This is a genomic window from Rhizobium sp. BR 315 (assembly GCF_050577975.1).
Lineage (GTDB): Bacteria > Pseudomonadota > Alphaproteobacteria > Rhizobiales > Rhizobiaceae > Rhizobium > Rhizobium miluonense.
On the sequence record NZ_JARWKZ010000119.1, the window covers coordinates 1 to 3,345 of the forward strand.

A 3,345-nucleotide genomic window follows, 5' to 3' on the forward strand; every position below is an offset into this window, starting at 1 on the left:
GTGTCCTTGCCGATGTCGGTCTGGCGCCATTCGTTCTCGATCTCGACCGGCTCGTCATTGGCCCTGCCCGACGCGATCGCTTCTGCCAGTTTGTCAGCCGCCAGCATGCCAGACAGCACCGCATTGTGGCTGCCCTTGATGCGCGGCACGTTGACGAGGCCGGCCGAACAGCCGATCAGCGCACCGCCTGGGAACGACAGCTTCGGTACCGACTGGTAGCCGCCCTCGGTGATGGCGCGAGCGCCATAGGACAGCCGCTTGCCGCCTTCAAAGGTGCCGCGGATGGCCGGATGGGTCTTGAAGCGCTGGAACTCCTCGAACGGGAAGAGGTATGGGTTCTTGTAGTTGAGGTGCACGACGAAGCCGACCGCGACGAGGTTGTCTTCCAGATGGTACAGGAACGAACCACCACCGGTCTTCATGCCGAGCGGCCAGCCGAACGAATGCTGCACCAGGCCCGGACGGTGGTTCTCGGGCTTAACCTGCCAGAGCTCTTTCAGGCCGATGCCAAACTTCTGGACGTCGCGGTCTTTCGACAGATCGAACTTGGCGATCAGCTGCTTGGCGAGCGAGCCGCGCACGCCCTCGCCGATCAGCGTGTATTTGCCGAGCAGCGCCATGCCGCGGGCGAAGTTCGGTCCCGGCTCGCCGTTCCTCTCGATACCCATGTCGCCGGTGGCAACGCCGATGACGGCACCCTCGTCGTTGTAGAGCACTTCGGTTGCGGCAAAGCCCGGATAGATTTCGACGCCGAGTTCTTCCGCCTTTGTCGCCAGCCAGCGACAGACGTTGCCGAGAGAGACGATGTAATTGCCGTGATTGTTCATCAGCGGCGGCATCAAAAAGTTCGGCAGGCGGATCGAGCCGGCCGGGCCCAAGAACAGGAAGTGGTCGTCCTTCACTTCGGTCTTGAACGGACGGTCGGCGTCCTTGCGCCAGTCCGGCAGCAGCCGGTCGATGCCGATGGGATCGACGACGGCGCCCGACAGGATATGCGCGCCGACTTCGGCGCCCTTTTCGAGCACGACGACCGAGAGCTCCGGATTGACCTGCTTCAGCCGGATCGCCGCCGAAAGCCCCGCAGGTCCCGCACCAACGATCACAACGTCGAATTCCATGCTTTCGCGTGCGGGAATCTCACTCATGCGTTTTCACTGACTTGCAAACTTGGGTGGGGTCAAACCGGCGAACCGGTACGCAGCAATCACAGTGTTTGCCATTAGCATAGCAATCGTCATCGGACCTACGCCGCCGGGGACCGGCGTAATGGCACCTGCGACACGCGCCACTTCCTCGAACGCAACATCGCCGACGAGTTTCGTCTTCCCTTCGCCTTTCTCGGGAGCGGCAATCCGGTTAATCCCGACATCGATAACCGTTGCGCCTGGCTGCACCCAGTCAGCTTTGACAAGGCCAGGGTGACCCGCTGCAACGACAACAATATCGGCGTTTCTGCAAAGACCGGGAACATCGCGCGTACCCTTATGCACCGTGGTAACCGTCGCATTGGCCTCCAGCAGCAGCGCTGACATCGGCTTTCCGAATAAGTTCGACTTGCCGATCACAACAGCGTGCAGCCCTGTAAGGTCGTCGCCATGGACATCGCGAACGAATACCATGGCACCTGCCGGTGTACAGGAAACCAGCCCGCCATCGAGATCGCCTGTTACGATTCTGCCAGCGTTCGCGAAGTGTAGACCGTCTACATCCTTCGCCGGGGCAATGGCGCGAATGATCGTGTCTGACCGCAAATGACCTGGAAGAGGCAACTGAACGAGAATACCGTGTACGAGCGGGTCATCGTTGAGTGACTCGATGAGCGTCGCCAACTCTTCTTGGCTCGTATCCTCCGACAGTTCGTGCTTAATTGACAGGAAGCCGCACTCGTGGGCCATTTTTGCCTTCGAGGAGACATAGGCATGGCTAGCAGGGTCATTACCAACGATTACAACTGCGATACCTGCCTGCACGCCTGTGTTTGAATGTAATGCTTCGCCTGCGCTCTTCACCTGCGCTACGATGGCGGCGGCGATCTGTTTCCCATCAATGATTGCGGTCATCGGTGGTTACCCCATCCGTTCGGACGCGTAGCTTCCGGGGCTGGCCGGGAACACGACAGTCCTATTGCCATTAACAAAGGTGCGATGATGGATGTGCGCGTGGATCGCACGAGCCAGAACCTGACTTTCGACATCGCGCCCCAGCGACACGTAGTCGTCAGGGCTTTGGGCATGCGTGATACGAACGGTATCCTGCTCGATGATCGGGCCTTCATCGAGGTCTGCCGTCACATAGTGGGCAGTCGCGCCAATCAGCTTCACACCGCGCTCGTACGCTTGCTTGTAGGGATTTGCGCCCTTGAAGCTGGGCAGGAAGGAATGGTGAATGTTGATGATCCTGCCCGACATCTTGGCGCAGAGCTGGTCGGACAAAATCTGCATGTAGCGGGCGAGCACAACCAGCTCGGTACCCGTTTGATCAACAATTTCGAGCATACGCGCTTCCGCCTGGGGCTTGTTCGCCTTGGTTACCTTGATGTGGTGGAACGGAATGTCATGGTTCACGACCACCTTCTGATAGTCGAAGTGGTTGGAGACGACACCAACGATGTCGATCGGAAGCGCGCCAATCCTCCAGCGATAAAGGAGATCGTTCAAGCAGTGACCGAAGCGCGAGACCATAAGAAGGACTTTTGTCCTCTTATCTCCTTGATGAAACTCGTAGGACATTGAAAGTCGCTTTGCGACCTCATCAAAGCCTTCGCGGATATCACGCTCCGGGATACCGGTTTCCGACTTGAAGCCAATTCTCATGAAGAACCGGCCGGTCTCAAGATCATCGAACTGCGAGCTATCAAGGATATTACAACCCTTGTCAGTCAGATAGCCGGAGATCGCCGCAACGATTCCCCTTGTGGACTTGCATGACACCGTAAGAACCAGATTTTCCATAGTCACAGGCTACTCCATCTAACATCAGCAGACACTGGGCCGCCTGGAGGTGACCTCGCCGTCTCATGTGAAATTGCGGTTAAAGGGCTTTTTCAAGTTCGGGCAGGACATCGAACAGATCGCCAACGAGACCGTAATCGGCGACCTGGAAGATCGGCGCTTCCTCGTCCTTGTTGATCGCGACGATCACCTTCGAATCCTTCATGCCGGCCAGATGCTGGATGGCGCCAGAAATACCGCAGGCGATGTAGAGGTCGGGGGCAACAACCTTGCCGGTCTGGCCGATCTGCCAGTCGTTCGGCGCATAGCCCGCATCGACAGCAGCGCGGCTTGCACCGACGGCAGCACCCAGCTTGTCGGCGATCGGAAGGATAACCTCTTGGAACTTCTCCGA

The 3,345-nt window shown here is 58.4% G+C and carries 4 protein-coding genes; all 4 read right to left on the reverse strand.

From position 1 onward, the window contains the following. Positions 1-1,145 (reverse strand): NAD(P)/FAD-dependent oxidoreductase (locus QD409_RS35210; protein WP_430765011.1); only part of this gene is annotated, 1,145 nt, incomplete at its 3' end. A 6-nt stretch (positions 1,146-1,151) separates the two neighbouring features. Continuing rightward, a complete protein-coding gene (folD, locus tag QD409_RS35215; protein ID WP_427143618.1) occupies positions 1,152-2,060 on the reverse strand; it encodes a bifunctional methylenetetrahydrofolate dehydrogenase/methenyltetrahydrofolate cyclohydrolase FolD in 909 nt (302 codons plus the stop codon). 6 nt (positions 2,061-2,066) lie between these two features. After that, positions 2,067-2,951: a formyltetrahydrofolate deformylase gene (purU, locus tag QD409_RS35220; RefSeq protein WP_427143619.1), complete on the reverse strand. Its 885-nt coding sequence runs from the start codon at positions 2,949-2,951 to the stop codon at positions 2,067-2,069. 79 nt (positions 2,952-3,030) lie between these two features. Then, positions 3,031-3,345: electron transfer flavoprotein subunit alpha/FixB family protein (locus tag QD409_RS35225; protein WP_430765012.1), on the reverse strand; the 315-nt coding region annotated here is incomplete at its 5' end.